Source organism: Methylobacterium sp. J-090, assembly GCF_022829345.1.
Classification (GTDB): domain Bacteria; phylum Pseudomonadota; class Alphaproteobacteria; order Rhizobiales; family Beijerinckiaceae; genus Methylobacterium.
On sequence record NZ_JAKSXV010000096.1, the window covers coordinates 348,795 to 371,529 of the forward strand.

General features: G+C 69.7%; 24 protein-coding genes and 1 pseudogene. 16 read left to right on the top strand and 9 right to left on the bottom strand.

What is annotated here, in order from left to right:
- Window positions 1-24 precede the first annotated feature (24 nt).
- Window positions 25-1,116, bottom strand: coding sequence for a flagellar basal body P-ring protein FlgI (locus MKK49_RS18665; protein WP_244031287.1), 1,092 nt, complete (start codon window positions 1,114-1,116; stop codon window positions 25-27).
- A gap of 367 nt (window positions 1,117-1,483) precedes the next feature.
- Between MKK49_RS18665 and MKK49_RS18670 the strand changes: the two genes are divergently transcribed.
- Window positions 1,484-1,909: a flagellar assembly protein FliX gene (locus tag MKK49_RS18670; RefSeq protein WP_244031182.1), complete on the top strand. Its 426-nt coding sequence runs from the start codon at window positions 1,484-1,486 to the stop codon at window positions 1,907-1,909.
- Window positions 1,910-2,144: 235 nt separating this feature from the next.
- On the opposite strand, the pseudogene MKK49_RS18675 reads toward MKK49_RS18670, so the two are convergent.
- Both MKK49_RS18675 and MKK49_RS18680 read right to left on the bottom strand, forming a co-directional pair.
- Window positions 2,145-2,690, bottom strand: a pseudogene (locus MKK49_RS18675) (ferritin-like domain-containing protein); the annotation flags it as partial.
- A 52-nt stretch (window positions 2,691-2,742) separates the two neighbouring features.
- Window positions 2,743-2,976 carry a DUF2171 domain-containing protein gene (locus tag MKK49_RS18680; protein WP_279595622.1) on the bottom strand — a complete coding sequence of 78 codons (234 nt, stop codon included), beginning with the start codon at window positions 2,974-2,976 and terminating at the stop codon, window positions 2,743-2,745.
- 247 nt (window positions 2,977-3,223) lie between these two features.
- Here MKK49_RS18680 and MKK49_RS18685 point away from each other — a divergent pair, with 247 nt between their 5' ends.
- The 3 genes from MKK49_RS18685 (at window position 3,224) to MKK49_RS18695 (ending at window position 5,630) form a co-directional block, all read left to right on the top strand.
- Window positions 3,224-4,588, top strand: coding sequence for an MBOAT family O-acyltransferase (locus tag MKK49_RS18685; protein ID WP_244031183.1), 1,365 nt, complete (start codon window positions 3,224-3,226; stop codon window positions 4,586-4,588).
- 232 nt (window positions 4,589-4,820) lie between these two features.
- Window positions 4,821-5,240, top strand: a complete 420-nt coding sequence (gene dksA, locus MKK49_RS18690; RefSeq protein ID WP_056093152.1) for an RNA polymerase-binding protein DksA — start codon at window positions 4,821-4,823, stop codon at window positions 5,238-5,240.
- Window positions 5,241-5,453: 213 nt separating this feature from the next.
- The gene (locus MKK49_RS18695; RefSeq protein ID WP_244031184.1) at window positions 5,454-5,630 is read left to right on the top strand and encodes a hypothetical protein; all 177 of its coding nucleotides are present in this window, start codon (window positions 5,454-5,456) and stop codon (window positions 5,628-5,630) included.
- 78 nt (window positions 5,631-5,708) lie between these two features.
- On the opposite strand, the gene flgH is transcribed toward MKK49_RS18695, so the two are convergent.
- The 4 genes from flgH to flgF all read right to left on the bottom strand — a co-directional run bounded on the left by flgH (window position 5,709) and on the right by flgF (window position 9,150).
- On the bottom strand, window positions 5,709-6,455 hold the full coding sequence (flgH, locus tag MKK49_RS18700) for a flagellar basal body L-ring protein FlgH (RefSeq protein ID WP_244031185.1): 747 nt from the start codon (window positions 6,453-6,455) through the stop codon (window positions 5,709-5,711).
- Between the two features lie 80 nt (window positions 6,456-6,535).
- Window positions 6,536-7,588, bottom strand: a complete 1,053-nt coding sequence (gene flgA, locus MKK49_RS18705; protein WP_244031186.1) for a flagellar basal body P-ring formation chaperone FlgA — start codon at window positions 7,586-7,588, stop codon at window positions 6,536-6,538.
- 17 nt (window positions 7,589-7,605) lie between these two features.
- Window positions 7,606-8,397 (bottom strand): flagellar basal-body rod protein FlgG, encoded by a 792-nt coding sequence (gene flgG, locus MKK49_RS18710; RefSeq protein WP_056093146.1) that lies wholly within the window; start codon window positions 8,395-8,397, stop codon window positions 7,606-7,608.
- Window positions 8,398-8,409: 12 nt separating this feature from the next.
- Window positions 8,410-9,150, bottom strand: coding sequence for a flagellar basal-body rod protein FlgF (gene flgF / locus MKK49_RS18715; RefSeq protein WP_244031188.1), 741 nt, complete (start codon window positions 9,148-9,150; stop codon window positions 8,410-8,412).
- 271 nt (window positions 9,151-9,421) lie between these two features.
- Here flgF and fliL point away from each other — a divergent pair, with 271 nt between their 5' ends.
- The 7 genes from fliL (at window position 9,422) to MKK49_RS18750 (ending at window position 17,451) form a co-directional block, all read left to right on the top strand.
- On the top strand, window positions 9,422-9,919 hold the full coding sequence (gene fliL / locus MKK49_RS18720) for a flagellar basal body-associated protein FliL (RefSeq protein ID WP_244031190.1): 498 nt from the start codon (window positions 9,422-9,424) through the stop codon (window positions 9,917-9,919).
- A 39-nt stretch (window positions 9,920-9,958) separates the two neighbouring features.
- Window positions 9,959-11,164, top strand: a complete 1,206-nt coding sequence (fliM, locus tag MKK49_RS18725; RefSeq protein ID WP_147710209.1) for a flagellar motor switch protein FliM — start codon at window positions 9,959-9,961, stop codon at window positions 11,162-11,164.
- Window positions 11,165-11,169: 5 nt separating this feature from the next.
- Entirely contained in the window at window positions 11,170-11,700 is a 531-nt protein-coding gene (locus MKK49_RS18730) for a DUF6468 domain-containing protein (protein WP_244031192.1), read from the top strand.
- The gene (locus tag MKK49_RS18735; protein WP_244031194.1) at window positions 11,697-12,542 is read left to right on the top strand and encodes a MotE family protein; all 846 of its coding nucleotides are present in this window, start codon (window positions 11,697-11,699) and stop codon (window positions 12,540-12,542) included. The genes MKK49_RS18730 and MKK49_RS18735 overlap by 4 nt, the downstream gene beginning before the upstream one ends.
- A gap of 161 nt (window positions 12,543-12,703) precedes the next feature.
- Window positions 12,704-13,387, top strand: coding sequence for an invasion associated locus B family protein (locus MKK49_RS18740; protein ID WP_409565103.1), 684 nt, complete (start codon window positions 12,704-12,706; stop codon window positions 13,385-13,387).
- A 91-nt stretch (window positions 13,388-13,478) separates the two neighbouring features.
- Window positions 13,479-13,880 (top strand): hypothetical protein, encoded by a 402-nt coding sequence (locus tag MKK49_RS18745; protein WP_244031195.1) that lies wholly within the window; start codon window positions 13,479-13,481, stop codon window positions 13,878-13,880.
- Between the two features lie 223 nt (window positions 13,881-14,103).
- Window positions 14,104-17,451 carry a hypothetical protein gene (locus tag MKK49_RS18750; protein WP_244031196.1) on the top strand — a complete coding sequence of 1,116 codons (3,348 nt, stop codon included), beginning with the start codon at window positions 14,104-14,106 and terminating at the stop codon, window positions 17,449-17,451.
- A 3-nt stretch (window positions 17,452-17,454) separates the two neighbouring features.
- Here MKK49_RS18750 and fliP read toward each other — a convergent pair whose 3' ends face one another.
- Window positions 17,455-18,210: a flagellar type III secretion system pore protein FliP gene (fliP, locus tag MKK49_RS18755; RefSeq protein ID WP_244031197.1), complete on the bottom strand. Its 756-nt coding sequence runs from the start codon at window positions 18,208-18,210 to the stop codon at window positions 17,455-17,457.
- Window positions 18,211-18,318: 108 nt separating this feature from the next.
- A complete protein-coding gene (locus MKK49_RS18760; RefSeq protein ID WP_244031198.1) occupies window positions 18,319-19,854 on the bottom strand; it encodes a hypothetical protein in 1,536 nt (511 codons plus the stop codon).
- A gap of 232 nt (window positions 19,855-20,086) precedes the next feature.
- On the opposite strand from MKK49_RS18760, the gene flgB reads away from it, so the two are divergent.
- The 5 genes from flgB (at window position 20,087) to fliR (ending at window position 22,713) form a co-directional block, all read left to right on the top strand.
- Window positions 20,087-20,554: a flagellar basal body rod protein FlgB gene (gene flgB / locus MKK49_RS18765; RefSeq protein WP_244031199.1), complete on the top strand. Its 468-nt coding sequence runs from the start codon at window positions 20,087-20,089 to the stop codon at window positions 20,552-20,554.
- A 30-nt stretch (window positions 20,555-20,584) separates the two neighbouring features.
- On the top strand, window positions 20,585-20,995 hold the full coding sequence (gene flgC / locus MKK49_RS18770; protein ID WP_244031200.1) for a flagellar basal body rod protein FlgC: 411 nt from the start codon (window positions 20,585-20,587) through the stop codon (window positions 20,993-20,995).
- Window positions 20,996-21,055: 60 nt separating this feature from the next.
- The gene (gene fliE, locus MKK49_RS18775) at window positions 21,056-21,373 is read left to right on the top strand and encodes a flagellar hook-basal body complex protein FliE (protein WP_244031201.1); all 318 of its coding nucleotides are present in this window, start codon (window positions 21,056-21,058) and stop codon (window positions 21,371-21,373) included.
- 290 nt (window positions 21,374-21,663) lie between these two features.
- Window positions 21,664-21,930 carry a flagellar biosynthesis protein FliQ gene (gene fliQ / locus MKK49_RS18780; protein WP_244031203.1) on the top strand — a complete coding sequence of 89 codons (267 nt, stop codon included), beginning with the start codon at window positions 21,664-21,666 and terminating at the stop codon, window positions 21,928-21,930.
- An 18-nt stretch (window positions 21,931-21,948) separates the two neighbouring features.
- Entirely contained in the window at window positions 21,949-22,713 is a 765-nt protein-coding gene (gene fliR, locus MKK49_RS18785; protein ID WP_244031204.1) for a flagellar biosynthetic protein FliR, read from the top strand.
- Window positions 22,714-22,735: the final 22 nt, after the last annotated feature.

Below are 22,735 nucleotides of genomic sequence, written 5' to 3' on the forward strand. Positions count from 1 at the left end.
TGCGGGAAGGAAAGGGAAGCGGCATCACATCACCTCGATATCGGCCTGGAGGGCGCCCGAGGCCTTGATCGCCTGGAGGATCGAGATGAGGTCGCGGGGGCCTACGCCGAGCGCGTTCAGGCCGTCGACGAGCTCGCGCAGGGTCACGCCCTCCTTGACCAGGGCGAGCTTGTTGCCCTCGCCGGTATCGACCTTCACGCCGGTGCGCGGCACCACCGTGGTCTGGCCGTTGGACAGGGGCGCGGGCTGGCTCACCTGCGGCTGCTCGGTGATGGTGACGGTGAGGTTGCCCTGCGCGATGGCGACGGTGGAGACCCGGACGTCCCGGCCCATGACGATGATGCCCGAGCGCTCGTCGACGATGACCCGCGCGGTCTGGTCGGGCTCGACCTTGAGCTGCTCGATCTCGGTGACGAGGCGGATCATGTTGCCGTTGTACTTCGGCGGGATCTGCAGGGTAACGGTGGCGGGGTCCGTCGGCTCGGCGGTGTCGGCGCCCATGAAATCGTTGATGGCGGCCGCGATCCGCTTCGAGGTGGTGAAGTCGGGGTTGCGCAGGGACAGGCGCAAGGAGCGCATGTCGTTCATCTTGAACGCCATCTCGCGCTCGATCATCGCCCCGTTGGGCACGCGCCCGTTGGTGGGCACGCCCCGGGTGATCTTGGCGGCGTCGCCCTCGGCGGAGAATCCCGCAATGGCGACCGATCCCTGGGCCAGGGCGTAGACCTCGCCGTCGGCGCCCAGCAGCGGCGTCACCAGCAGGGTGCCGCCCTGGAGGGACTTCGCGTCGCCGAGCGACGACACGGTGATGTCGATGCGGTTGCCCTGGGTGGCGAAGGGCGGCAGGCTCGCCGTCACCATCACGGCGGCGAGATTCTGGGTCCGCATGGTGGCGCCCCGCGTGTTGACCCCGAGGCGCTCCAGCATGGCCTGGAGCGACTGCTTGGTGAACGGGATGTTGTTGAGGGTGTCGCCGGTGCCGTTGAGGCCGACGACGATGCCGTAGCCGACGAGCTGGTTCTGGCGCACGCCCTCGATGCTCGCCATGTCCTTAACCCGCGACAGGGCGAAGGCCCGGTTCGGGGCCGCCAGCGTCAGGGCGCAGGCCAGGGCCATCAGGCACCGGGCGAGGCGTTCGATCGATGACGGCATCTGAATTCGCATGGTGCGCTTCGATGGAGGGCTCAGTCCATCCGCAATCTGCCAGGAGCATGCCAACCGCACGATTTCCGCAAACCGTTGAAATCGAACAAGTTTTTCTGGCATCGAAGCCGGTGTGAGCGGCCCTGCCGGGCGCGCTTCGTGCCGACCCGGCAGGTTCTGCCGGGGTGTTTACCGGTGGTTAACCACTCCGGCCGGATTCTGCCGCCTCGCACCGATCCCCATCCCCGCGTCGGGGGAGGTCGGGTCGGCCGCCCCCCGGCTCCGCGCGGCTCCGGGGCGGATGAGAGGGGCCGCGCGGGTTCGGAACGGTCGTCCCACCATGCGCATCGACCCCCGCTTCGCCGCCGCCCCCGCGGGTGGGGCCGCCGCGCCGCGCCGCCCGGAGACGGGCCCGGCCTTCGCCCTCGGGCCGATGCCGGCCGCGACCACGAGCGCCGCCGCGACGCCCACCGCCTCGCTCGCCGGCCTCGACGCGATCCTCACCCTCCAGACCAACGCCGACACGCCCGAGGAACGCCGCCGCCGCGCGACCCGGCGCGGCCACGACCTCCTCGACGGCCTCGACCGCCTGAAGGCCTCCCTCATCATGGGACGGGTCTCGACCCGGGACCTCCAGGCCATCGCCGGGCGCCTGTCGCAGCGCAGCGGCGACAGCGGCGACCCCCGCCTCGACGGCCTCATCGCCGACATCGAATTGCGGGCGGCCGTGGAACTCGCCAAGCTCTCCGTCTCCCGCGCCGCCTGAGCGAAACCCGACTCCGCCATCCAGAAGGGATCAAGCGGCGTTGGGATGGGATCCTCGAAGACCCCCGGAACGACGAAGGCCGTGCACGATCCTGTCGGATCGGGCACGGCCTGGCGTCGCGTCCCGTCGGGCTGCGAACCGGGGATCAGGCCTTGGCCTTCGCCTTCGCGCCCTTGGCCGGCTCGTCCTTGGCCGGCTCTTCCAGGTCGTCGGCCGCGTCCGCCGGGTCGGCCTTGGCCTTGCCCTTCGCCGCCTTGCCGCGCGGCGCGTCCCCCTCGGCCGCGTCCGTCTCGGAGCCGTCCACGTTGATCCGCTCGGCGATCTCGCTCAGGAGCGCATCGGTCTTCTTCTCCTCCTCGAGAGTCTCCTCCAGGAGCTTGGCCGCGTCCTCGTGGCCGAGCTGGCGGGCCCAGGTCTTGAGGGTGCCGTAGCGGGCGATCTCGTAATGCTCCACCGCCTGGGCGCAGCCGATGAGCACGGCGTCGGCGGCCGGGCTGTCACCGAAATCCTCGAGGTCCTCTTCCATCTCCGAGGTGATGCCCTGCATCGCCTCGCAGGTCTTGGCGCGGGCCGGCTTGCCGATGATCTCGAACACCTGGCCCAGCCGCTCGACCTGATGGGCGCTCTCCTCGGCATGCGTGGTGAAGGCCTCGCGCAGCTCGTCGTTCTCCGCCGCCTTGGCGGATTTCTTGAGGGCGCGGACGGATTGCTTCTCGGCGTAGTACACGTCCTTCAGGGTCTCGTAGAAGGCGTCTTCGAGGGTCTTCTGCTTGGTGGCCATGGTCAGGTCTCTCGGATGTTGGAGCGATGGTTTCGGGCGTCGGGTCCCAAGGTCAGTCGGCGGTAGCCCACTCGTCCTTGGCCTGCGCCGCGGTACGATTGAGCGTGATGCACCCATCCGCGACCGCCGCGATGGAATCGACATGAAGATAGTGATGCTTTCCGCCCGCATCTTCGTCAGTCTTCGTCATCTTGATACGCTGGCCCTCAAGATGATCGACGGTTCCAACGTGGATATCGTCCGATCCGACGACGGGCATATGCTCGCGAATGTCTTCGATATTCATGATCGCCCCTGTTCCAGCCGAGCCCAACGTGGCCCGTCGGGCATGGTTCCTGGCCGAGAACGGATGACGGGGGATGGGCGGATTCTGTCGCAGGATCGCATCCCCCGCCCCCTCGGCGGAGCCCGAATCGATATCCCCGACGGGACCTGCCGTTGACGCCCCCGCGTCGATCCCCGACAAGCCGCACCATCCCTGAACCCGGACACGCGGACGGGCTGCGATCCCTCGCACCCGTGGGCCGGCGCGCATGCTGTTCAACTCGATCGTCTTCCTGCTGGGCTTCCTGCCCGTCGCCCTCGGGCTCCACGGCCTGGTGCTGCGGTGGCGTCCCGCCGCGCGGCCCGACTGCCTGCTCCTCCTGTCGTTCGTGTTCTACGGCTGGTGGGACCCGCGCTTCGTCCCGCTGCTGGCCCTGTCCATCCTGGCGAACTGGCTGGTCGCCCGGGCCTATCTGCGCAGCCGGCCGCGCGGCCTGATCCCGCTCGCCATCGGGGCAAACCTCGCGGCCCTGGCGGTCTTCAAGTATCTCGATTTCCTCGCCGACCTCGTCGCCTGGATTCCCGGGGTGCAACTCGGCCATGCCGGCCTCGCCCTGCCGCTCGGCATCTCGTTCTTCACCTTCCACCACTGCATGTACCTCGCCGACCTCCGGGCCGGCCGGGCTCCGGCCTTCGATCTGCGGTCCTACGCCCTCTACATCGCGTTCTTCCCACAGGTGCTCGCCGGGCCCCTCGTGCGCTGGCGCGAGGTGATGCACCAGTTCGCCGAGCGCGACCCCGTCGCGCCCGAGCGCTTCGGGCAGGGGCTGATGCTGCTCTGCCTCGGCCTCGCGAAGAAGGTGTTCTTCGGCGATCCCCTGGCGGCCCTCGTCAATCCGGTCTTCGACCTGGCCGCGTCCGGCGGCCCCGTGACCGTCGCGCAGGCCTGGCAGGCCGCGCTCGGCTTCACCTTCCAGATCTACTTCGACTTCTCCGGCTACACCGACATGGCCCTGGGCCTCGGCCTGATGTTCGGGATCGTCCTGCCGCCGAACTTCGACCGTCCCTACCGGGCCACCTCCCTGCGGGAGTTCTGGCGGCGCTGGCACATGACCCTGTCGCGCTTCCTGCGCGACTACCTCTACGTTCCCTTGGGCGGCAACCGCCATGGCCTCGCGCGCCAGTTCCTCGCCCTCGGGGCCACCATGACGCTGGGCGGCCTGTGGCACGGCGCCGGCCTCACCTTCGTGGCCTGGGGCGCCGCCCACGGCCTCGGCCTCGGCGTCGGCCTGCTGTGGCGGCGCGCGGGGCTCGCCCTGCCGGCGGCCCTGGGCTGGTTCCTCACCTTCGGCTTCGTCGCGGCGACCTGGGTGCTGTTTCGCGCGCACAATCTCCCGGCGGCCCTGGCGATCCTCGGCGGTCTCGCCGGGCAGGCGCCGCTCGGCACCGGTCTGCCCTGGCGTACCCTGGCGCCGGCGGCGGCGATCGCCTGTCTCGGCCCCACGGCCTGGACCGTCGTGCAGCGCACGCCACCGAGCCGCCTCGCGGCCGTCGGCTTCGGCCTGCTGTTCGTCGCCCTCCTGCTGCGGATCGGCGAGGACGCGAACTACGCCTTCATCTACTTCCAGTTCTGATCCGGCCGCGATCACGGGGCAGGGCGCACGGTGGGCAGAACGCACGGGGGGCGAGGGTGCCGGGGTGCACCATCACGCCCTACAGCCGTTGCGTGTTTGCCGCATCGCACGCTCCATCTGTTACGATTGGGCTTCCCTGTGGTATCCGCGCGTTGTCGTGGACCGATCCCTGCATTATAGCCACGCAAAATATCGCCGCAGACTGACCGCGACGGACTTGCGAGGGGCGCGAATGGCGAAGATCACACTCGAGGACGGCTACGTACCGAGCGAGAGCGAGCCTTTCATGAATGATCGGCAGCGCGAGTACTTCCGCCGGAAACTCCTGGGCTGGAAATCCGACATCCTGCGCGAGGCCCAGGACACCCTCGTCGCCCTCCAGAGCGAGAACGAGAACCATCCCGATCTCGCCGATCGGGCCTCGTCCGAGACCGACCGGGCCATCGAACTGCGCGCCCGCGACCGCCAGCGCAAGCTCACCGGCAAGATCGATGCGGCCCTGGCGCGCATCGAGGACCGCTCCTACGGCTATTGCGAGGAGACGGGCGAGCCGATCTCCCTGAAGCGCCTCGACGCCCGCCCCATCGCGACCCTGTCCCTGGAGGCCCAGGAACGGCACGAGCGCCGCGAGCGGGTCTACCGCGACGATTAGGCATTCGTCGGACGCGACGGGCACCGGCCCGGCGCGGGAATTCAGTTCCCGTCAAGCACTTGGCGCCGCGCGAGCCCCTTTCCGATCGGGCACACTGCGATCGCGGCCTCGATACAATCCGGTGACTTGACGAAGACCTGCACCCGGATCACGGAACCTTCCGAGTCCGGCTCGGCTTCCTGACGAGAACAGAATCGTCCGGGAGACAACGCCATGAACAATGAAGTTCTCGTCCTCGTCCTCGCCGTCGTGACCCTCGGCCTCGTCATCGGCGTCGCCCTCTGGCAACGCGCCCGCGTCGCGGCCAAGAAGAACGACCCCGAGCGCTCCGCCTTCACCAGGGATCACGGCGAGGCCCCGCGCCCGAACCGTCCGGGCACGGAGCATTGAGGGCTTCCCCCTTCACGGCCCCGCGTTGCTCCCGCCGCGACGGCGCATCGGTACCGTCGCGGCGACCTCGCAATCGCGTCAGAACGGCAGCAGCACGTCCACGATCTGCTGGCCGTAGCGCGGCTGCTGAACGTCGGTGATCTGGCCCCGGCCGCCATAGGCGATGCGGGCCTGGGCGATCTTGGTCGACTCGATGGTGTTGTCGGATTCGATGTCCTCGGGCCGGACCACGCCGGCGACGACGAGTTCGCGCACCTCGAAGTTGATGCGGATCTCCTGCTTGCCCTCCACCACAAGATTGCCGTTGGGCAGGATCTGCGTGACGATGGCGGCGATGCTGGTGGTGACGGTCTCGTTGCGCTGGACCGAGCCGGTGCCGTCGCTCGACGTGGTCGAGGTGGCGTTGAGAAGCTTGTCGGCGGCGATCCCGGCGGCGGCCACGCCTGCGTTCTTCTCCAGGCCGAAGGCGTTGGGCAGCCCGAACCCCTCGGCGTTGGAGCGCGAGCGCTTGGTCTCGTTGTTGAGGTTGGCCTTGTCGGTGACGTTGACCTTCACGGTCACGAGGTCGCCGATGCGGGCCGCGCGCTGGTCCTTGAAGAACGCTCGCGATCCCGTGCGCCAGAGGGAGTTCGGCGCGTAGGAGACCGGCTGGACCTCGGGCATCGGCAGACGCACGGGCTTGTAGCCGGCCTGGGACGTCGGGTCCTCGATGGCCGAGAGGGCCGGCGTCGCGCCGATCTGCGAGAGCCGGTCGGCGGTGTTGCAGGCGGACAAACCCGTGCACAGGAGCGCGACGGCGAGGGCGGGGCGGACGCGATGGCTCATCGGGACCGTGCTCGAAGCGTGCTGGGACATGGCGTTCGGGGACATGGCGTTCGGGGACATGGCGTTTCGCGACATGAGGATCAGCGGGCGCCGTCGAGGGCGGCGTTGGCCTGCCGCACGACCGGCGCGGGCGCCGGGCCGACGGAGACCCGGCCCGGTCCGGTGACGGTGGCGGGCAGCACCTTCTTCGAGACCGGATTGGTCACGGTGATCGCCGCGCCGAGGCGGCCGCTCTCGTTGGCCTGCCCCCGCAGGGACAGGGCGAGGCCGGGCGCGTCGAACACGATGGTGACGGCCTCGCCGCGCAGGACGAGGTCGGGCGGGGCGACGTCGCCCCCGCGCAGGATCGCACCGGCGCTCAAGGCCCGCTGCGCCACTTGGCCGGCCAAATCCGCCGCGCCCGTCCGGGCATCGGTGGGGACCGCCTCCCTGGGGCGGCGCTCGATGGTGAAGTCGGCCGCCGTGACGGCCTCGCCGCGATTGAGCTGGCGGCCGAGGACGACGACCTCGCGGATCTCGAGGACGAGGCCGGTGACCCGGAGCGACGCCTGACGCTCGCCGAGCGTCACCAGGGCGGCGAGCCGCCGCGAGCGCGGATCGTAGGTGAGGTCGAGGGCGGAGGCCTGGCCGTCGAGGTCGACGGGGGCGAGCAGCACCGGGGCCTCGCCGTCGAGCCGGATCGCCAGAGTGCGGCCGTCGAGGCCGTAGGCCGTCTCGAGGGAGCGCTTCAGGGCGGCCTCGATCTCGGGCTGCGCGACGCGCCGTGCCGCGCGCTGGACCGCGACCTGGACGCGCCCGCCCGTCTCGATCTCACCCAGGCCGAGTGCCGTTACGGCCTCGGCGATGCGCCGGGCCTGGATCGTTCCGCTGGCCCCGAGTGACGGCGCGCGGAACAGCGGGCGCGCCGAGAGATCCGGGCTCGCCCCCTCGACAAGATCGCCCAATGTCAGCACGTCGCCGCGCGCCGTGACGTCGCCGCGCAGGCGCAGGCGCTGGGCCGGCCCTTCCGCCAGCACCGGAAGGGTGAGCAGTCCAAGCGCCACGAGCGCCAGCAATGCGCGAACGACCATCGCCGGATTGACCGGTGACACGCGGGTCCGCACAGTGGGATGAACGTATTTCAGGGCGTACATGATGATGGCGCTCCCGATTAACCGCGGAACATCTGAGATGTGGTGGACATCATCTGGTCGGCGGCAGTGACGACCTTGGAATTCATCTCGTAAGCACGCTGAGCCGCGATCAGGGACGAGATCTCGGTCACCGCGTTGACGTTGGCCTCTTCGAGGTAGCTCTGCTGCAGGTTGCCGAATCCCTCCGAACCCGGCGTCGCCGCGATGGCCGGGCCCGAAGCGGCGGTCTCGATGAACAGGTTGTCGCCGATGGATTCGAGCCCGACCTTGTTGACGAAGCGCGCCAACTGGAACTGCCCGAGCGCCTGGGGCGCCGTCTGTCCCGGCACGGTCGCCTGCACCGCGCCCTGCGCGCTGATGGTCACGGAGGTGGCGTTGTTCGGGACCGTGATGCCGGGATCGACGAGGTAGCCGTCGCGGGTGACGAGCTGGCCCTGCGCGGAGAGGTCGAACGAGCCGTCGCGGGTATAGGCCGTGCGCCCGTCCGGCATGGTGACGCGGAACATGCCCTCGCCGCGGATGGCGACGTCGTAGTCCTTCTCCGTCGAGGTCAGGGTGCCCTGCGACATCACCCGGGCCGTCGAGGTGGTCTTCACGCCCGAACCGATGGCGAGGCCCGCGGGCAACTGGGTGTTCTGGTCAGAAGTCGAGGAGCCGGCCCGTCGCAGGTTCTGGTAGAGCAGATCCTGGAAATGCGGCTGCTGGCGCTTGTAGCCCGTGGTCCGAAGGTTGGCGATGTTGTTGGAGATGACCTGGACGTTGAGTTCCTGGGCCGCCATGCCGGTGGCGGCAGCGTAGAGCGCGCGCATGGGTGCTGATCCTTAGGCGACGTCGGCGAGGCGACGGATCGCCGTGCCGCGCAGTTCGTCGAGGCGCGAGATCACGCCCGAAACCATGGTGTAGGTACGGTTCACGTCCATGAGCCGCGTCATCTCGATGACCGGCTTGACGTTGGATCGCTCCAGCGCCCCCGATTCGACGCGGCCGGCGAGTCCCGCGGGGGTCGGCGCGGCGGTGGAGGCGTAGAGGTTGGCGCCTTCGTTGGTGAGGGCCTGCGGGTTGGCGAAGGTCACGAGCCGGACCCGGCCGCGGATGCCGAGATTGGTCGAGACCGTGCCGTCGGGGCCGATGGCGATCCCGGTCTCCTGCGGGCCGATCTGGATCGGACCGCCGTCGCCCTGCACGGCATAGCCGTCACTGGTGACGAGGTTGCCCTGGGCGTCAGTCTCGAACGCGCCGTTGCGGGTGTAGCGATCGCCCGATGGGGTCCGCACCACGAGGAAGGCCTCGCCCCGCACGGCGACGTGGAGGGGGTTGCCGGTCTGTTCGATGGGCCCCTGGCCGAGATCGAGGGCCGTCCCTTGGTCGATGACGTAGGAGACGCGCCGATCCGGCTTCTGGAACGAATCCGCGCTTGCCACCGGCATCAGGTATTCCTGGAAACGCGAATTGCGGGCCTTGAAGCCGTTGGTCGAGACGTTGGCCATGTTGTTGGCGATCACCTCCAGCTCGCGCTGAAGCGCGACCTGGCTCGAGACCCCCACGAACATTGCGTTCTGCATGACACGACCCAACTGCGACGAGCGGTAACTACGGAACAGGTCCGCATGGGCCGTGCCAGGCCGAGCGATCAAATTTTATCAAATTCTTTCAATTACTTGTCGATAAATCTGTCCGGCACCCGCAGCCCATGCCGGGTCCGCGCGGCAAGTCCGACCCGGCAGTTCTTGCCGCCTTAACGGCGCGTTAACCCTCGCGGCCGATATCTCGCTCTCACGGGCCTCGCATGTGCGCGAAGCTTGGAAGGACGGCGCTGTATTCGGGGCGGGATCGATGGCCAAGAAGCCCAAGAAGGCCGCTGTTGAGGGCGCGGAGGGCGAGGCTCCGGCCGGTTCGAAGAAGAAGCTCATCATCATCGCGGCGGTGGCCGTCCTGGCGCTCGGCGGCGGCGGGGTCTTCCTGATGAAGAAGAAGGCCAGCGGCGACGGGCACGGGCCGGCCGTGGCAGAGGTCAAGGCGCCGATCGTGTTCCTCGACGTACGGGAGATGATGGTCAACTTGTCGAGCGAGGCTGGCCAGGACAAGGCACGCTTTGCCAAGATCAAGATCTCCATCGAGCTCAAGGACGCCAAGGTCGAGCAGGAGGTGAAGCCCCTGATGCCGCGCATCGAAGACGCGTTCCAAGTCTATATGCGCGAATTGCGCGCCAGCGATCTGTCGGGTTCCGCCGGTCTCTACCGCCTGCGAGAGGAATTGCTGCGGCGGGTCAACGTCGCGATCCACCCGGCCCGGGCCGAGGCGGTGCTCTTCAAGGACGTCATCGTCCAGTAGCCCTCACCGACCCCTTTCACACCCGCATTCGGAACTTCCATGGCCGACGCCGACGAGGACGACTGGGCCGCAGCCCTCATCGCGCAGAACGAGGCCGGGGGCGATTCCTCCCTCGCCGACGAATGGGGCGCGGCCCTGGCCGAACAGGGTACGACCACCCACGCCAGCGACGTCGCCGCCGAATGGGCGACGATGATCGAGGACGGGGAGACCGACAACCTACCTGAGCTCAGCGGCAACGACCGTATCCTGAACCAGGATGAGATCGACGGCGTCCTCGGCTTCTCCTTGCGCGAACTGTCGGCCTCCGGGGCCGGCGGCGTGCGCGCCATCGTCGATTCGGGCGTCGTTCAGTACGAACGCCTGCCGATGCTGGAAATCGTCTTCGACCGGATGATCCGGTTGCTTTCGACGAGCCTGCGCAATTTCTTCCAGGACAACGTCGAGGTGACGCTGGACAACATCACCTCAGTGCGGTTCGGCGACTATCTCAACGCAATCCCCCTGCCGACCCTGCTCGGCGTGTTCCGGGCCGATGCCTGGGAGAACTCAGGCCTCGTCACCGTCGAATCGAATCTCGCCTACTCGACCATGGACCTGCTGCTCGGCGGCAAGCGCGGCGGCACCTCGACGCGCCTCGATGGACGGCCCTTCACCACCATCGAGATGCAGCTCGTGCGCCGTCTCGTGGAGATCATCCTCACCGACCTCGAACTGTCGTTCCAGCCGCTCTCGCCCGTCCGCTTCGCCATCGACCGAATCGAGACCAACCCGCGCTTCGCCACCATCACGCGCCCGGCCAACGCCGCCATCCTGATCAGCCTCAAGCTCGACATGGACGGGCGCGGCGGCCTGCTCCAGATCCTGTTCCCCTACGCCACCATAGAGCCGATCCGTGAACTGCTCATGCAGAGCTTCATGGGCGAGAAGCTCGGACGCGACCACGTCTGGGAAAGCCATCTCGCCACGGAGATCTGGCAGGCCGACGCGACCATGGAGGCCGTGCTCCACGAGACGATGCTCCCCTTGAAGAAGGTGCTGTCCCTGAAGGTGGGCGACACCCTGATGTTCGATACCAAACCCTCCGACCTCATTTCCGTCCGCTGCGGCGACTGGGCCCTGACGCAGGGACGGATCGGCCGGGTGGACGATAGTATCGCCGTGCAGCTGACCCGGCCGCTACGCCGGTCCCGCACCACTTTCCAGGCTTTCGAGGCCTCCATGAACAACCGCAACGACGGGTGAGCCTCATGAGTCTCCTCGCCACCCTCAGCGCCGATATCCTCGTCGCCATCCTGCTCGTCGCCACGATCGTCTCGTCCGTGCGGCTGAGCCGGCGTATCTCCCGGATGAAGGCCGACGAGGCGGGTATGCGGCAGACCATCGGCGACCTCGTGGTGGCCAGCGCCACCGCCGAACGCGCCGTAGCGGGCCTGCGCGCCACCCTCGACGAATGCGACCGGACCCTCGCCGACCGTCTCGCCACCGCCGAGCGCTACGCCGCCGACCTCTCCGCCCACGTGATAGCCGGCGAGACGGTGATCGGACGGATCTCGGCCATCGTCGCGCAAGCCGGCGGCGCGCACGGAGGCATTGCCCGCCCGGCACCACGCATCGCGGACGAGCCCGCCCATGACGCCCCGCAGTCCGTGAGACCTCAGTCCCGTATCCCGATAAGTGTTCCGGCCAGCCCGAATGGTGAGCGTCTCGGAGCCGCCGCCGCCGCCGCGCTCGCCATGTCCGAACGGGCCCTCGAACGCCTGCGGAGCAAGGCCGCATGACCAATCCGGCCTCTCCACGGCTTCCGGGACAGGCCAAGAAGGCCGGGAAGCCGGGTCTACGCGTCCGTTTTCCACAGCCGCGCCCGCTCAAGCTACGCCTGATCGATGCCGTCACCCTCGCGGCTGTCGGCCTTCTCGTCCTGAAGCTCGGGGCGATCACCATCGAGGATTCGAAACCCGCGCCGGACGCGCCCCTACCGGACTTCGCCCGCGTGCTCGCCAAAGCCCGTACGGGCTACGAGCCGTCCGACCCAACCACCACCGGCTCCGTCAGCGCGAAGGAGCCCGAGAAGCCGCCGCCGGAACCCGAGAAGCCGGTGGCTCGCCCCCCTCCGCCCCCGGAGGCGATGCCGGCATCCGAGCGTGCGATCCTCGAGCGCTTGGCGACCCGCCGTGACACCCTCAAACAGCGCAGCGACGCCCTCGACCTGCGCGAGCAGCTCATCGGTACCGCCGAACGCAAGCTGGAGACCGGCGTCGATGCCCTCAGGCAGGGCGAGGGAAGCGCCGAGGGCGGGGCCAATCAGCGCGCCGAGACCGAGAAGGCCGCCCTCAAGAATATCGTCACCATGTACGAGACCATGAAGCCCAAAGACGCCGCACGGGTCTTCGATCGCCTCACCCTCGAAGTGTTGGTGCCCATCGTCCTCGCCATGAACCCGCGCAAGATGGCGGAGGTCCTGGCGTTGATGCAGTCGGAACCCGCCGAGAAACTCACTGTCGCCCTCGCGAATCGCGCGCGCGGCACCCAACCGCCGTCACAGGCCCCGTCGGTTGCCGGTCTTGGACCCAACGAGCTTCCGGCCATCGAATCCGCGGGCAGGGTAGACCCGAGACGCTGAGGCGACGATCTTAACGAACCCTTACGGTTGCGTGTGCCGTGCGTCGGGGTTAGGCGGCAGGCTCAGAGGTTATCGCGCGCGAAGCTCCCCATCGAGGGCGGGTTAAGACGCTGCGTGAGAGCCTCCGATGCCCGAGACGTCCCTGGAGGCCCCGCTTGCCGCTGCCCTGTCTGCTCCGACCGCTTCCCTCCGCCGCGCTCGGTGTGCTCCTGACCCTCATCCTCCTACCGGCTGCCATCGGTCCGACCCTCGCCCAGGATACCGGGGAGCCGGAGGCCCCAGTGGAAACGGCCCCGAAGCCGAAGCCCAAACCGAAGCCCGTCCCCGCCGCCAAGCCCGCGCCGGCCGCAAAACCCGCCACCGCGACGGCGGCACCGGCCCCAACGGCAGTCTGGCCGGTCGGTGCCGCCTCGGTGAGCGAAGTCTACGGCGACTGGACTGTGGTCTGCGCCCGAGAGGGAGCCGGGCCGGCGACCTGTACCCTGATGCAGGCGCAAGGCTCGAAGACCGATGGACGCCGCTCCTTCGCCATCGAATTGCGCGCGCCGGCCGAGGGCCGCGCCGCTGGGCTAATCCTGATGCCACTGGGCGTCAACATCGAGGGCGGCGTCCAGTTCAAGCTCGACGAGGCGGTCCTCGGGCAGGGCGCTCCCTATCTCAGCTGCAGCCAGGAGGGCTGCATCGTCCCCGTCAGCTTCCCGACCCTGGCCACCGACACCATGAAGACGGCCAAGGCCCTGACCGTGACGGCCACTAGGCCTGATGCCAAGGAACCGCTGGTGATCACCGTACCGCTCGGTGGCTTTGGACCGGCCCTGGCACGCGCGGTCGCCCTGACCGGTTGAGTTCGGCAGCGCGATTGAGAACGGCAGCGCATCCCGAAAAAATTCGATCAACGACGACGCTGCTCCCAGAACCAACCGCGAGGAAACGCCGATGAGAAGATTCCTGACCGCCGGCCTGCTGGTGGCCGCACTGACCGCGCCCGCCCTGGCTCAGAACGCTCCGCCGCCCGACGCCGCCGCACCCGAGACCCGTCCCCCCGAAACGAAAGCCGAGCGCCAACGCAATAGCGCCGCCAAGCTCGCCGGCCTGCTCTACTTCGTCCAGAACGCCTGCCCGGACCTCAAGCCCGACTACACCCGCTTCAAGGACGTCGTGGCAGGTCTCGGTGTAACCTTGGAGGATCTGTCGGCGGGCGATCTCCTGCTGCGCTCGCGCACCTACACGGAGGTCTACACTAAGGATACGTCCGCGAGTTGCGCCCGGGCCGACGCCAATTTTGGTCCCGCGGGCACCACGATCCCCAACCTCGTCGTCAAGCGCACAACACCTTAGCGGCATGTCATAGGACGCCCGACGGATCGCTTCGGGATGGCGAAGATCGATCATCCTCAGACGTCGCGCGGGCTTGCTTCCTTCCGCTTCGAGCAAGCGGAAGGGGGCATCGGGCTCTTAAGCGCCCGTTAGCCCAGACCATAGAGAGTGGCCGGACTGTGTGGCGTAAGGCGCCCCGCTCGCCGAGCGGGTGGGGCGCCAGTCGGAGTTGGCGTATCCTGCGATGGGTCTGGGTGCCGGTATCGCGACACGACGACGTCGGCCCTGGGTCGGCCTCGCCGCAGCGTCGATCCTTGCCGGGTTCGTCCTGTGCGGCCCCGCCGCGGCCGCGCGCCTGACGGCCGCCGCGGGGGTCCAGGCAGAGCGCTACGGCCGCATCACCCTGACATTCGATACGGCCGTCACGGTCAAGGCCCGCGTCTCGGGCACTGTCCTCGTCATCGCCTTCTCCGAGCGCAGCTCCGCCTTCGCCGAGCGGCTTGCCGCGCAGATGCCCGACTACGTGTCCGTGGTCCGACGCGATCCGGACGGCACGGGCCTGCGCCTCGCCCTGCAGCGCCCGTATCGCGTCAACGTGCAGAATGCGGGCGAGACCACCTTCATCGATCTCCTGCCCCTCGACTGGGCGGGCCTGCCGCCGCCCCTGCCGCCGGAGGTGGTGGCCGAGCTGTTCGCCCGGACCCAGGCCGCCGAGGCCGCCCTGAGGGCCGCGCGACCGAAACCGCCGGAGATTGTGCGCCTGCCCCTCGAGCTCGCCCTGCGCCCGAACCTCGTGCGTCTCAGCCTGCGTCTGCCCGAGTCCGCGGCGGCGCGATTTGAACGCGACGGTCCGGTCACGCGACTCGATCTGCCCGGGTCCTGGCGGATTGACGAGACCGCCACGCGTGGACGCCTCAAGCCCGCCATCGCGGCCCTGTCCGTCGAGGACGACGCGATGGGCGCGCGCCTCCTGGTAACGCCGGCCGATGGCTACGAAATCAGGTCAGCCCGCGATGCGGACGGTGCCACCCTCGATGTGGTGCGCAGGGCGAGCGAGACGAAGCCGGTCGAGGCACGGATTCCGCAAGCATCCGAGGACGCTGGGACGGCGGGCAGTGAGGCCGGGACGGGCCGGATCGAGGCGAAACCCGTCGCACAGGCGTCGATCAAACCGCCGACATCTGCGTCACCCCCCGTCGTCGTCCGCCCAGCCGGCCCCGGATGGGTGTTTCCCTTCACGCGGATGCCGGCCGCCGCCCTCTTCGAGCGGGCCGGGATCGCGACCTTGGTGTTCGAGACGTCCCAACCTGTCACGATTCCGGCGGGTGATCCAATCCTCGTGCCGTTCGGGGCTCCCATCCGGACGGGCGGCTTCGTCACCATCCGTCTTCCCGTGCCGCGCGAGCGCCTCCTCGACCTCGTGCCGACCGGTCCCGCCGACGCCCCCACGGGCTGGGAGCTGGTGGCCGGGACCGATCTCTCCGCGAGCGAGCCCCTGTCGGCGATCCGGACGGCCGGAGCGAACGGCCGCCTCGGCGTCGGTGTGAAGCTGCCGAACCCCGGCGGGGCCACATGGCTCGACCTCGACGGCGAGCGCATCGGTGTCGTCACCGGATACGGCCCGAAGCCCGCCGGCATTCCCAAACGGCAGACCTTCGTCGATTTCGAACTGCTGCCGAGCCGCCAGGGCGTCGCCGTCCTCGCACAGGCCGATGATCTGCTCGTCCGGCCCGATATCGACGGCGTCGCCATCGGGCGCGACGCCGGCATGGCGGTCTCCGGCGTCGCGCGTGCCGTGGACGCGCCGCTTGCCGGCATCGGCGACCTCGCCGTCGATCGCGCGCCCTGGGAAGCATCCCGCCGTGGCGACGTACGCGACCTCCTGCGCCGCCAGCTCGAAGCCGTCACGGAGGCCCCCCGCGTCGCGCGCGGGCTCCTGCGCCTGACCCTCGCCAAAGGCTTCCTCGCCAATGGTCTGACCGTCGAGGCCTACGGCGTTCTCAAGGTCGCCGTGGCCGAAGACCCGGTCCTTGCCGGGCAGCGCGACGTGGCCCTTCTCATCGCCATCGCCGCCGCACGCATGGGGCACGCGGCGGAAGCTCGACAAATTCTCGAGGGCGACGGCCTCAAATCCGATGCCGAAGTGCGCCTTTGGCAAGGGTACCTCGACACCCTGGCCGGCCGGTGGGGCAAGGCCGACGCGGCGTTTCGCGAGACGACCGGGGTCATCGAGCGTTACCCCGACGACCTCCAGGTCGTCCTGCGCAGCGCGGCGGCGGAAGCGGCCATCGAAGCGGGGGACTGGGATTCGGGAAGCCGCCACCTCACCCTGGCGGGTGCACGCTCACCCGAGCCGTCCCAGCGCGACCAGCTCGGCCTGCTCCGCGCGCGCATCGACGAAGTGACGGGACGGACCGTCGTCGCCCTGGAGAGCTACCGTCGCCTCGCAGAGGCGGGGAATGGGCCCGTGGCCGCCGATGCCGCGTTGCGGGCGGCGATCCTCGGCCATGCGTCGGGAAAGCTGCCACTCGCCAAGGCCATCGAGCGCATCGAGGCCCTGACGCTCACCTGGCACGGCGACGAGATCGAGACGCGGGCCATCGCGGCCCTCGCCGGCCTGTACAAGGAAGCCGGCCGCTGGCGCCAGGCCTTCACCGCCGCGCGCCGGGCCGACGCCCTGCGCGGCCAATCGCCCATCGCCCACACCCTGCACGACTCGGCCATGGCGCTGTTCGACGAGCTCTACCTCGGAGAGCGCGGAGCGAACCTGTCCGGTGTCGAGGCCCTGGGGCTGTATTTCGACTTCAAGGACTATGCGCCCATCGGGCGCCGCGGCGACGAAATCGTCCGTCGCCTGTCGGACCGCCTCGTGGAACTCGACCTTCTTGATTCCGCGGGCGATCTCCTGCAGCATCAGGTGGATCACCGCCTGACCGGGCCGGCCCGCGCCGAGGTGGCGGCGCGCCTGGCCACCATCCGGCTGATGGACGAGAAACCACTCCCCGCGCTGCAGGTCCTCGACGCGACTTACCTGCCCGAACTGCCCGAGGACCTGCGCCGCGCCCGCGCGCTCCTGCGCGCCCGCGCGCTGTCCGACCTCTCGCGCACCGATCTCGCCCTGGAGACCATCGACGGCGAGGCGGGGGCCGACGCCGCGCGCCTGCGGGCCGACATCCTGTGGACCGGGCGGCGCTGGCGCGAGGCCGGCGAGGCGCACGAGACCCTCGTGGGCGATGCCTGGCGCCAGCGCGTGCCCCTGGACGACAAGGCCCGCACGGACGTCCTGCGTGCAGCCATCGCGTACGGCCTGGCGAACGAGGTCCTGAGCCTCGAGCGCCTCCGGGCGAAGTTCGCGGATCCCATGGCCGAGAGCCTCGACGCGCGCACCTTCGCCCTCCTGACCCAGCCCAACGCCGTGCGCACGACGGGCTTTCGCGAGATCGCCCAGAAGGCCACCAGCGCCGAGACCCTGCAGTCGTTCCTCACCGAGTACCGCAAGCGCTATCCCGAGACCGCCGTGCCGGAGCGGGGCAAGCGCGACGGCGAGACCCGCGCCGACGCGCAGGGCAGCCCGGCGCCGCCACCCGGTTGAGGCTCAGGTGCCGTAGCTCTGCACCAGGGAGCCGGCGACCAGGGTCCAGCCATCGACGAGGACGAAGAAGATCAGCTTGAACGGCAGGGCCACGGTGGCGGGCGGCACCATCATCATGCCCACCGCCATGAGGATCGAGGCCACCACGAGGTCGATGATCAGGAAGGGGATGAACAGCAGGAATCCGATCTCGAAGGCGCGCCGCAGCTCCGAGATCATGAAGGCCGGGGTGACGATCTCAAGGCCGATGGCTTCGGGCCCCGAGGGGGTGGGCACCTTGGCCATGTCGAGGAAAAGCTTGAGGTCTTTCTCGCGGACGTTTTTCAGCATGAACGCCTTGAACGGCGCCGAGGCCCGCTCGAAGGCGACGCTCTGGGTGATCTGGCCGGCGATGAGGGGCTCGATCCCGGTCCGGTAGGCCTCCCGGCCGACGGGGGCCATGACGAAGGCCGTGAGGAACAGGGCCAGGCTCGTGACGACGGCGTTGGGCGGCGCGCTCTGGGTTCCGAGGGCCGAGCGCAGGATCGAGAACACCACCACGATCCGGGTGAACGAGGTCGCCATCACGAGGACCGAGGGCGCGAGCGCCAGGACCGTGATGAGCGCGACGAGCTGCAGCGCCCGCTCCGTGACGCCGCCGGCACCGAGATCGACGGACAGGCTCTGGGCCGCGGCACCGCCCGCCGCCAGGGTCAGACCGAGGGCCGCGAGCGTCGACACGGCGGCGAGGCGCGGGAGGCGGAGCGGAAGGCGAATCATCTGGTTTCCGAAGGGGATAGCCCGGAGAATCGGATGGGCCGACGCTCCAGGGCAAGCCGTCTTCCGCCGGAAAACTGTCGGCGTCATGGCCGGGGCGGTGCCCGCGGGTCAGTTCTTCTTGTCGAGGGGCCGGCCGAGGAGACGGGCGAACTCGGCCTCGATCTCCTCGACGGAGAACGGATTGGGGGCCGCGTTCGGTCTGGCCGGACGGGCCGGCGCGGGGTCGGGCGGTGCCGGAATCGCGGGGGCGGACGCCGTTCCGTCCGGTGTCGGCGCGGAACGGCCCGCGGGCGAGACGGAACGGTCCACCGGGGGTGCGGAACGGTCCGCGACCGGGGTGGGACGGTCCGCCTCGAACAGGTCGTCGGTCGCGGGCGCGTCGGGTTCGGTCACCTCCGCCGTCGCCGCCATGGCGGCAGCCATAGGATCGACGGCGGGATCAACGGGGTGCTCGACGGGCGCCGGTTCCTGCAAATCGGGGATCAGAACCGCGAGCGCGACGGAGCTCGGCTCCGCGGGCGCGACCTCCGTGAACGACGCCACCTCGGGCTGCGGATTCGGCCCGGCCATCGAGACCGGCGGAGGCACCGGCACGGGAGCCGCCGGGGCGGCGACGAAGGTCGGCTCGACGGGCTCGGGCGAGGGGCTTTCGGACGGGGAGATCTCGGGCTGGGAGATTTCGGGCGACGGGGCCTCGGTCTCGGCGGAACGGGCTGGCATCACCGCCGAGGACGGGCGCCGCACCGCCTCTTCGAGCTGACGGGCCATGTCGGAGAGGATCGCCGCATCGAAGCTGCGCGGCGCGGGGGGCGCGAGAACCGAAGAATCCCGGCTTGAAGAATCCCGGACCGGGGGTGCGGGGATCGAGGGGGCCGGGACCGGTGGCGGCTCGGAGCGGACCTCCGCCGCCGAGGCCTCCTCGGCGGCGCGGGCGCGCTTGGCCGCGCCGGGGACGAGGTTGGCGAGGGACGGCGGCAGGCGCCGGGCCGGGCGCGACGCCGCGGGGGGCTCGGCCGGTGGACGGGGCGGGACGACCGTCGCGTCGGACGACCGTGCGGACGCGCCGTCGCGTCTCGGCTCGAAATCCGGCTGCGGCTCGAAGATCTCGAGGGGATCGGGCGCCCGCACCGGGTCGGTCCGGTCCGGCGCATCGGGCCCGGACAGGTCGAGGGGCCGGCCGACGCTCGCCGGCCGCGCCGTCGAGCCCGGCACGGGCGGGGCCACCACCACGGGCATCTCGAAGGCGGGCTCGAAGGCCGGCGGGTAGCGGGGCGGCTCGAGGGAGGCGGCCGGCTCCGCCTCGGGCTCGGGGCGGGCCGCTTCGTCGGTGCCCAGCCGCGCGCCGACGCCGCGCGAGATGTTGCGCTCGATCACCACGTCGTTGGGCCCGCCGACGAGGAGCAGGTGCTCGACGTTGTCTCGGCGCAGCAGGATGAGCTGACGCTGCCGGTCGAGTTCGTAGATGTCGACGATCCCGAGGCGGGGCTGGCGGCCGCGGGCCCCGAGCTTCGAGGACAGGGCATGGCCCCGTCCGGTCAGGCGGCGGAAGGCGAACACCACGGCCGCCAGCACCGCGAAGATGACGAGGAAGATGATCGCAAACTGGATCGTCGAAGAACCGTCTGAACTGAAGAACGAAGACAAGACCGGGGTCTCTCGCTTTTTGGGGGCCACCGGCCCGACGCAACGCTGACCGCAGCAGTATCACGCTCCCGCCGGGCCGGGGCAATAACGTTAAGACTTCGTTAACAGCTCCTTCACGCACCGGCGAAGAGTGGCGTCGGCGCGGGGTCTTAACGCGACGTTAACCATGGTGGCGGCAGATTTTGCCCATCGCCCGGCAAATCTGACCGGGTGCGGGGGCTGGAGCCACGCCGTGTCCGTCACCGACCTGCCCATCCTCGGCATGCTGCGCACCCGGATGCAGTGGCACCAGACCCGCCAGAAGCTGCTCGCCGAGAACGTCGCCAACGCCGACCTGCCGGGCTTCAAGCCCCGCGACCTGGCGAACCCCGATCTCGGTCGCGGCGCCGGGGCGGGTGCGGCCGCCGGGATGGGGGGCGCGGCGAGCTTCGGCGCCATGGCGCTCGCCCAGCCCGTGGGGGCGTCCGGCGCCGGCCTCGCCGTCACGAGCCCGTCCCACATCGCCCTGGCCCAGGCGGGGGAGGGACCGGGCGCCGATCCGCGCCGGGTCAAGGGCTTCGAGATCCGCCCGAGCGGCAACGGCGTGAACCTCGAGGAGGAGATGATGAAGGCCGGCGACAACCAGGCCGACTACCAGCTCGCCTCGTCGATGTACCAGAAGAGCCTCGAGACCCTGAAGATCGCCATCGGCAAGCGCTGAACCGCGTCCCCCTGAACCCGCGAGAGCGCCATGGACTTCCTCAAATCCCTCACCACCGCGGCGTCCGGCCTCAAGGCCCAGTCGAGCCGGATGCGGGTCATCGCCGAGAACATCGCCAACGCGGAATCGGCCCCGACCTCGCCGGGCGGCGAGCCCTACCGCCGCAAGATCCCGACCTTCACCCAGCAGATCGACCGCGAGACCGGGGCGAGCCTCGTCGAGACCGGCCGGGTCCGCCGCGATTCCGCGCCGTTCCGCGTCAAGCACGATCCGGGCAACCCCGCGGCCAACGCGAAGGGCGACGTGAGCCTGCCCAACGTCAACGGGCTCATCGAGAACATGGACATGCGCGAGGCCCAGCGCTCCTACGAGGCCAACCTCAACATGGTCACCGCCACCCGCCGGATGGTGGCCAAGACCCTCGAGATCCTCAAGGCCTGATCGACCCTCCGGCCCGCCGCCCCCTGCCCATAAGACCCTGCGCCCGAAAGACCCTCCGCCATGGCCACCAACGCCTTCGCCGCCGGCGCCTACGCCGCGATCCAGAACATCGGCGCCAAGGGCGCCATGGCCAAGGCCGCGCCGGTCGCCAACCCGCAGGGCATGAACTTCGGCTCGCTGCTGTCCTCGACCCTGGATTCCGTCGGCGACGCCGGGCGCCGGGCCGATTCCCAGGCCCTGGCGGTGGCGGGCGGCAAGGCCAACGTCGTCGACGTGGTCACGGCGGTGGCCGAGAGCGAGACCGCCCTCCAGACCCTGGTGGCCGTGCGCGACCGCATGATCTCGGCCTACGAGGAGATCATGCGGATGCAGATCTAGGACGAACAGCGCGCGCCCTTCCACTCGGGGGCTTCCGGGACCGGACACCCGCTCGGTGGCTGGTTTTCGGACGTCATGACGGGGGCGGCGTGAAACGCGACAGGCCCCCTCTCCTGGAAGGAGAGGGTTGGGGTGAGGTGTGGGACATCTCCGGAGAGTTCGCACACCTCACCCTGTCCCTCTCCTTCCAGGAGAGGGGACCCGCGCTGCCTGCGGGACGACCCCAAAGCGGCCACCCTCTCTGGATGGACGGCCTCGACGATCCCCCGGACTCGAGAATCGAAACCAGCATGACCGGCCTCGCCATTATCGACGTCGCGCGCGACGGGATCTTCGTGTTCCTCAAGGTCGCGGGGCCGATCATGCTCGTCGCCCTCCTGGTCGGCCTCGTGATCTCGCTGCTCCAGGCCCTGACCCAGATCCAGGAACAGACCCTGATCTACGTGCCCAAGATCGTGGCCGTGTTCGCCACCCTGCTGTTCATGCTGCCCTTCATGGGCGACGCGCTCGGCGGCTACATGACCCGCATCGCCGCGCGCATCGTCGCCGGCGGGTGAAGCCTGCTATGACGGGTCATGAACCTGCTCCTGCCCGGCATCGCGGCGGCCTTCCTGCTCACCTTCGCCCGGGTCGGGACCCTGGTGATGCTGATGCCGGGCGTCGGCGAGCAGCTCGTGTCGCCGCGCCTGCGGCTGGCCTTCGCCCTGCTGCTCACCCTCGTGCTGTTCCCGACCGTGCGGCCCCTGCTGCCGATGCAGGGCGGGGCCATCGCCGGGCCGGGGCTCGTCGCGCTGCTGTTCGGCGAGGTGCTGGTCGGGCTGGTGCTCGGGCTCACCGTCCGGATGGTGCTCGCCGCCCTGCAGACCGCCGGCGTGGTGGTGTCGCAGCAGCTCGGCCTGTCCTACGCCATGACCGTGGACCCGACGCAGGGCGGCCAGCAGACCGCCATCGGCAACTTCCTGGCGCTGCTCGGCGTCACCCTGATCGTGGCGACCGACCTGCATCACGTCGCCCTCTACGCCATCGGCCGCAGCTACGTGCTGCTGCCGCCCGATGGCATCCCGGGCCTCGGCGAGGCGGCGGCCCTCGCCCTGAAGGCGATCGCGCGGGGCTTCGCCCTCGGCGTGCAGATCTCGACGCCGTTCATCGCCTTCGGCATCCTGTTCAACGTCGGCCTCGGCGTGCTGGCCCGGCTGATGCCGCAGATGCAGGTGTTCTTCGTCGCGGTGCCGGCCTCGGTCCTCATCGGCATGCTGGTGCTGCTCGGCAGCCTCGGCGTGATGATGGCGGTGTTTCTGGACAATATCGGCCACTACCTCTCGGATCTGGCCGGGCGGTGACGGGGCCTTTCGCCATCGCTCG

Bases quoted from the DNA above. Each gene is read 5' to 3' on its own strand.
- MKK49_RS18745 (WP_244031195.1), top strand. From the start codon at position 13,479: ATGAGAAGATTCCTGACCGCCGGCCTGCTGGTGGCCGCACTGACCGCG.
- MKK49_RS18735 (WP_244031194.1), top strand. From the start codon at position 11,697: ATGACCAATCCGGCCTCTCCACGGCTTCCGGGACAGGCCAAGAAGGCC.
- fliQ (WP_244031203.1), top strand. From the start codon at position 21,664: ATGACCGGCCTCGCCATTATCGACGTCGCGCGCGACGGGATCTTCGTG.
- fliR (WP_244031204.1), top strand. From the start codon at position 21,949: ATGAACCTGCTCCTGCCCGGCATCGCGGCGGCCTTCCTGCTCACCTTC.
- flgG (WP_056093146.1), bottom strand. From the start codon at position 8,397: ATGCGCGCGCTCTACGCTGCCGCCACCGGCATGGCGGCCCAGGAACTC.
- MKK49_RS18750 (WP_244031196.1), top strand. From the start codon at position 14,104: ATGGGTCTGGGTGCCGGTATCGCGACACGACGACGTCGGCCCTGGGTC.
- fliL (WP_244031190.1), top strand. From the start codon at position 9,422: ATGGCCAAGAAGCCCAAGAAGGCCGCTGTTGAGGGCGCGGAGGGCGAG.
- flgH (WP_244031185.1), bottom strand. From the start codon at position 6,455: ATGAGCCATCGCGTCCGCCCCGCCCTCGCCGTCGCGCTCCTGTGCACG.
- MKK49_RS18695 (WP_244031184.1), top strand. From the start codon at position 5,454: ATGAACAATGAAGTTCTCGTCCTCGTCCTCGCCGTCGTGACCCTCGGC.
- MKK49_RS18670 (WP_244031182.1), top strand. From the start codon at position 1,484: ATGCGCATCGACCCCCGCTTCGCCGCCGCCCCCGCGGGTGGGGCCGCC.
- MKK49_RS18730 (WP_244031192.1), top strand. From the start codon at position 11,170: ATGAGTCTCCTCGCCACCCTCAGCGCCGATATCCTCGTCGCCATCCTG.
- MKK49_RS18680 (WP_279595622.1), bottom strand. From the start codon at position 2,976: ATGAATATCGAAGACATTCGCGAGCATATGCCCGTCGTCGGATCGGAC.
- fliE (WP_244031201.1), top strand. From the start codon at position 21,056: ATGGCCACCAACGCCTTCGCCGCCGGCGCCTACGCCGCGATCCAGAAC.
- MKK49_RS18665 (WP_244031287.1), bottom strand. From the start codon at position 1,116: ATGGCCCTGGCCTGCGCCCTGACGCTGGCGGCCCCGAACCGGGCCTTC.
- flgF (WP_244031188.1), bottom strand. From the start codon at position 9,150: ATGCAGAACGCAATGTTCGTGGGGGTCTCGAGCCAGGTCGCGCTTCAG.
- fliP (WP_244031197.1), bottom strand. From the start codon at position 18,210: ATGATTCGCCTTCCGCTCCGCCTCCCGCGCCTCGCCGCCGTGTCGACG.
- flgA (WP_244031186.1), bottom strand. From the start codon at position 7,588: ATGTACGCCCTGAAATACGTTCATCCCACTGTGCGGACCCGCGTGTCA.
- dksA (WP_056093152.1), top strand. From the start codon at position 4,821: ATGGCGAAGATCACACTCGAGGACGGCTACGTACCGAGCGAGAGCGAG.
- MKK49_RS18685 (WP_244031183.1), top strand. From the start codon at position 3,224: ATGCTGTTCAACTCGATCGTCTTCCTGCTGGGCTTCCTGCCCGTCGCC.
- fliM (WP_147710209.1), top strand. From the start codon at position 9,959: ATGGCCGACGCCGACGAGGACGACTGGGCCGCAGCCCTCATCGCGCAG.
- flgC (WP_244031200.1), top strand. From the start codon at position 20,585: ATGGACTTCCTCAAATCCCTCACCACCGCGGCGTCCGGCCTCAAGGCC.